Source organism: Psychrobacter sp., assembly GCF_035469765.1.
GTDB lineage: Bacteria > Pseudomonadota > Gammaproteobacteria > Pseudomonadales > Moraxellaceae > Psychrobacter.
In genome coordinates, this window is the sequence record NZ_DATIRM010000308.1 from 1 (window position 1) to 5226 (window position 5226).

Below are 5226 nucleotides of genomic sequence, written 5' to 3' on the forward strand. Positions count from 1 at the left end.
CTGATGCTAAGATGGTTTTTATTGCCAATCCTAATAACCCAACAGGTACGCAGCTTGAGCAGGAAGAGCTGCGCGAGTTTGTCGCCAGTATTCCAAGCTCAGTGTTAGTGGTATTAGATGAAGCTTATATTGAGTACAGTCCTGAGAGTAATAATCGGGCGCTGTTGGATGAGTTTGACAATGTTGTCATCGTACGCACATTCTCAAAAGCTTATGGGCTGGCTGGTCTGCGCATCGGTTATGCGTTAAGCTCAGTGCCAGTTGCTGATTTACTCAATCGAATTCGTCAGCCATTTAATGTCAGCCGTGTGGCGCTTGCTGCCGCCGCTGCTGCGCTTGCCGACCAAGATTTTATTGAACAAGTTGGTCTAACTAACGAAGGGCAAAAGCGCTGGTTAGAAAAACAGTTTGATGCATTAGGCTTAGGCTTTGTTAAGTCATATGCCAATTTTATTATGGTTGAAATCGAAGTTGAAATGGAAGACACAACTGCTGCTTCTATTTATCAAGCATTGCTTGAGCAAGGGGTGATTGTTCGTTCATTGGATAATTACGATTTACCTACCTGGTTAAGGGTTACCGTTGGGGCTGCAGAAGAGAATACACGTCTCATTGATACTTTGCGCTCTATATTGACCGATAATTAAACCAATATCTATTAAGTATAGTAAGCTCAGTATAAAAACGATACAGCGGGACTGGAATTAATTTTTTGCAGCCTCTGTCTGCGCAGGCACAGCACGCCAGAAAAATTTATACCAGTGCCGCGTCAAAACATGATGTATCTACTTTATTTAGAATCGACTATAACCTGATAATTAAAATAATATGCCAAAAATAAATCACACCGCAAATATGCAAGCAGTAACCAAACTGACTCCATCCTCTACGCAGCCGCTATTTCAAAAAGTTTGTGTGATAGGTTTAGGTTTAATTGGTGCAAGCCTTGCGCAAGCGATTAAAGACAATGGCTTAAGTCAGCGTTTGGTGGCAGTCGATAGACACGAGCCAAGTCTAGAGGAAGCTATCCAACAAGGCTTATTGGATGCTGGTAGCTCAGTACTCAGTGAGGTGATATCTGGTAGTGACTTGATAGTGATTGCCGTACCAGTACAAGCGGTGCAAGCGGTATTTATAGATATCAAAAATGCAATGGATAGTGGTCTACTTGCTACTGATTGCATTATTACCGATGTATGCAGTACCAAGGTTAATATCATTGACGCTGCCAAAGCGGTGTTTGATACATTGCCTGTCGGGCTTGTGCCAGCACATCCGATTGCTGGTGCTGAAAATTCAGGGTATCATGCTCGCCGCGCTACCTTGTTTGTGAATCATAGCGTCATCATTTGTGAGCTTCCAACGACGAGTCATCTAGCAATAAAAAAGCTCAGCCAGTTATGGGAAGCGGTGGGCGCCACCGTTATGCCGATGGAGGCTGCGCATCATGATTCTATATTGGCACATACCAGTCATTTACCGCATTTGCTCGCCTTCAATTTGGTTGAGCAGCTGGCAAGCCATGATGATAATTTAGATATGTTCCGCTATGCCGCAGGCGGTTTTCGTGACTTTACGCGCATTGCTGCCAGCGACCCTAAAATGTGGCATGATATATTTTTTGCCAATCAAAGCGCGATTGTTAGCGCCCTTGATGAGTACAGCGTTTATTTAAACGATATTCGTCAACTTATCATTGATAAAGATTCAACCGCCCTGATGGGACTTTTGGGCCGTGCGCAAGCCGCACGGCGACATTTTGGCCATATGTTAGCCAGCACCCCTTATACGGATACTTCTGCCATGTCAGCTTCTTATAATATTACCCCAAGCAACACTGTCTCTGGCACCATTACCATTCCTGGTGATAAGTCTATCTCTCACCGTAGTATTATGCTCGGTAGCCTTGCTACTGGCGTTACCAAGGTGACTGGGTTTTTGGAAGGCGAAGATGCACTTGCCACTTTGCAAGCGTTTCGTGATATGGGCGTGACCATTGAAGGTCCTGATAATGGCAATTTAACCATTCATGGTGTTGGTATGAATGGCTTAAAACCAAGCAAAACGCCTTTATATATGGGTAACTCTGGCACCAGTATGCGTCTGCTCGCAGGTATCTTAGCAGCGCAAGCCTTTGATAGTGTACTGACCGGTGATACTAGCCTAAATAAGCGACCAATGGAGCGTGTAGCAACGCCTTTACGTGAGATGGGTGCAGTGATTCAAAGTACCGGTCAACAAGGTACAGCGCCACTTAGTATCACTGGTCGAGATAGTGTTGGTAAACCTCTTCAAGGGGCTGAATATGATATGCCGGTTGCTTCTGCACAGATTAAGTCGTGCTTGTTATTAGCAGGATTATGGAGCGAGGGCACAACAACGGTTATTCAACCTGAAATCAGTCGTGACCACACCGAGCGAATGCTCTCAGCTTTTGGCTATCCAGTCACTGTCGATGGTAATCGTATTAGTGTTGAAGGCGGTGGCACGCTCACAGGTGGTGATATCGCAGTACCTGCTGATATCTCATCAGCCGCATTCTTTATGGTAGCTGCTGCTATCAGCCAAGGTAGCGAGTTGACTTTAAAGCAAGTTGGCATCAATCCAACACGTACTGGTATCATCGATATCCTTAAGCTAATGCAAGCGGATATCCGCTTAAGTAATGAAGCCCATGTTGGCGGTGAGCCAGTAGCTGATATTACCATTCTTAGCTCAAACTTGGTGGGCATTGAAATACCAGAGTATCTGGTACCGTTAGCTATTGATGAATTCCCCGTATTATTTATCGCTGCCAGCTGCGCTCAAGGACGTACGGTGTTAACCGGTGCAAAAGAGCTACGTGTCAAAGAGTCGGATCGTATTGCCGTTATGGCAGAAGGCTTGCAGACACTAGGCGTTGATTGCACTGTTACCGAAGATGGTCTAATTATCGAAGGTAAGGGTAAGACTGATAGTCGTGACGTGAATAATAGCCATGCGGTATTTGGTGGTGGACATATCGTCTCGCATCATGACCATCGTATCGCCATGAGCTTTGCGGTGGCAAGCTTACGTGCATCCAAGCAGATAACTATTGAAGGCGTTGAGACTGTCAATACCAGTTTCCCAGGATTTGCAGAGCTTGCCAACCAAATCGGTATGTCTATTGACGTCATAAGTGCTTAACACAATATTTTTAATTGAAGCTAATAATATCGGCTCAGCAATAAAATCAATAAGATAAACTCTTAATTTTATTGTCGGCTTTCTTATTTAATTGTGGTTTTCGCCAGCAATGTGTTGATACTAAAAACCGTATCAACACATTGCTTTTTTACCTTTTATTCTATCTGTAGTGACCCTGTGCTCTTGCCACCAAATTGTCATCAATGATGAGAGTTGGGTGAGGGTGCGCTTTGCTCTAAAAAGTTGTCTTGTCCTATGACTACCCAAAATGTCATCAAAAAACCCGTTACGCCTATTAAGACGACCAGACGTGGTATTGTCACCGCGCTTATAGCCTTCTTTATCTGGGGTGCTTTTCCTTTATACTTTAAGCAATTATCGGACTACAATGCCACCGAAATTATTGGTCACCGCATTGTTTGGACCTTTACCTGCCTATTAATTGTGTTGGTAGTGACCAAGCGTTGGCAGTGGATTGACACGCTAAAGAAAAACCCAAAGTGGATCGGCTATACCTTTGTTTCAGGCATTATCATTGCCATCAACTGGCTTACCTATGTCTGGGCGGTCAATCATGACCAGATTTTGGAGGCCAGTTTAGGGTACTTTATTGGACCACTCGTTGGCGTGGGATTGTCGATGATTTTGTTCAAAGAGCGCCTGCGTACCTTGCAATGGGTGGCGATTGGCTTTGCATTATTATCAGTCGTTATTCAAGTTGTCATGCTAGGCAGCCTGCCGTGGGTGTCGTTAATATTGGCATTTAGCTTTAGTACGTATGGCACCATTCAGCGCCAAACACCTCTGACCGCAGTCGATGCAATGTTTGTTGAGACAGCAATGCTATTGCCTATTTTTATCGCCTGGTTCTGGCAGTCTGATGTGGCGAGTAGTAATATCAGCTTTTGGTTCACACCTTCTATTTGGCTGCTTATGTTGGCAGGACCTATTACTTTGATACCCTTGTTGATGTTTAATAAATCAACCAAGCTTGTCGCTTATAGTATCCTCAGTTTTATGAATTACCTGACGCCGACCTTTATTTTCTTCTTGGCCGTGTTTTATTACAATGAGCCTTTTGATTTGCATCGTTTGGCAGTCTTTGGTTTAATTTGGCTAGGTCTGCTATTATTCAGTATCGACTTATGGCGTCATCGTCCAAGTAAGCGTCTAAAAGCTGCACGCCTACGTGAAGAAGCATTATCTTCTAAATAAATCATCAAACTAAAATAGATAGTAAAAATACCGTTAACAAGGATGCTTGTATGTTTCATACCCAGTCTGATGTTGTGTTCGTCAAAGGCTTAAAAGTAGAGGCAGTGATTGGCGTTTATGACTGGGAGCGTGTCATTACTCAGCCGCTCCTCATAGATATCGCACTTGAAACTGATATCAGCCGCGCCGCGGTTTCAGATGATGTAAGCGATGCGCTAAATTACAAAGAAGTCTGTGATGATGTCAGTGAGTGGTGCCAAGCTATTAAAGCGCAGCTGCTTGAACATCTGGCTGGACAAATCGCTGATAAACTGCTCGAAAAATATAGCTGCCATAAAATAACCTTAAGCATTGCTAAGCCTACCGCTATTGAACAAGCGGATGCAGTTGGTGTGCAAATCACTTGCTATGCCAAAGCGGCATCTAATGGGTATGGCAATCAAGCTGATAACAGCTCATCTGATGATGCATAAAGCGTTGGCTGATTGGTTTGAGTCACTGACAAGCTGTGAGCCTGAAGCGTTGCAGGTACAGCCTGTAACGGCTATGATACTGGCATTAGGTAGCAATCATGATGCGGACACTCACTTGCCGCGTATCCGAGAGTGTTTGGCAAACCTTGGTACAATGATGCTGTCGACAGCCTTTCAAAATCCTGACTTCACTGCCACCATAGATTTGCCAAAACCTGATTACATCAACCAGTGTGTTTATTTGTCTTTAGCGAAGCCTGTAACCTTGCAGCAGCTACAACAAACATTTAAACAGTTTGAGTGCGACTGCGAGAGACAGCGTTTAACAGAATCACCAACGGCTATAAAAGCAGTAACAATGGATATTGAT

The 5226-nt window shown here is 44.1% G+C and carries 5 protein-coding genes; all 5 read left to right on the plus strand.

Annotation, left to right across the window (positions count from 1 at the left end):
- Positions 1-647: histidinol-phosphate transaminase (locus VLN09_RS08675; protein WP_325245634.1), on the plus strand; the 647-nt coding region annotated here is incomplete at its 5' end.
- Positions 648-855: 208 nt separating this feature from the next.
- The gene (locus tag VLN09_RS08680) at positions 856-3168 is read left to right on the plus strand and encodes a bifunctional prephenate dehydrogenase/3-phosphoshikimate 1-carboxyvinyltransferase (RefSeq protein ID WP_414709114.1); all 2313 of its coding nucleotides are present in this window, start codon (positions 856-858) and stop codon (positions 3166-3168) included.
- A gap of 255 nt (positions 3169-3423) precedes the next feature.
- Complete coding sequence (gene rarD / locus VLN09_RS08685; protein ID WP_325245639.1) at positions 3424-4383, plus strand: EamA family transporter RarD; 960 nt, start codon at positions 3424-3426, stop codon at positions 4381-4383.
- Positions 4384-4433: 50 nt separating this feature from the next.
- Positions 4434-4856, plus strand: coding sequence for a dihydroneopterin aldolase (gene folB, locus VLN09_RS08690; RefSeq protein WP_325245641.1), 423 nt, complete (start codon positions 4434-4436; stop codon positions 4854-4856).
- On the plus strand, positions 4846-5226 hold a 381-nt coding region (locus tag VLN09_RS08695), incomplete at its 3' end, for a 2-amino-4-hydroxy-6-hydroxymethyldihydropteridine diphosphokinase (RefSeq protein WP_325245643.1). The genes folB and VLN09_RS08695, both read left to right, overlap by 11 nt.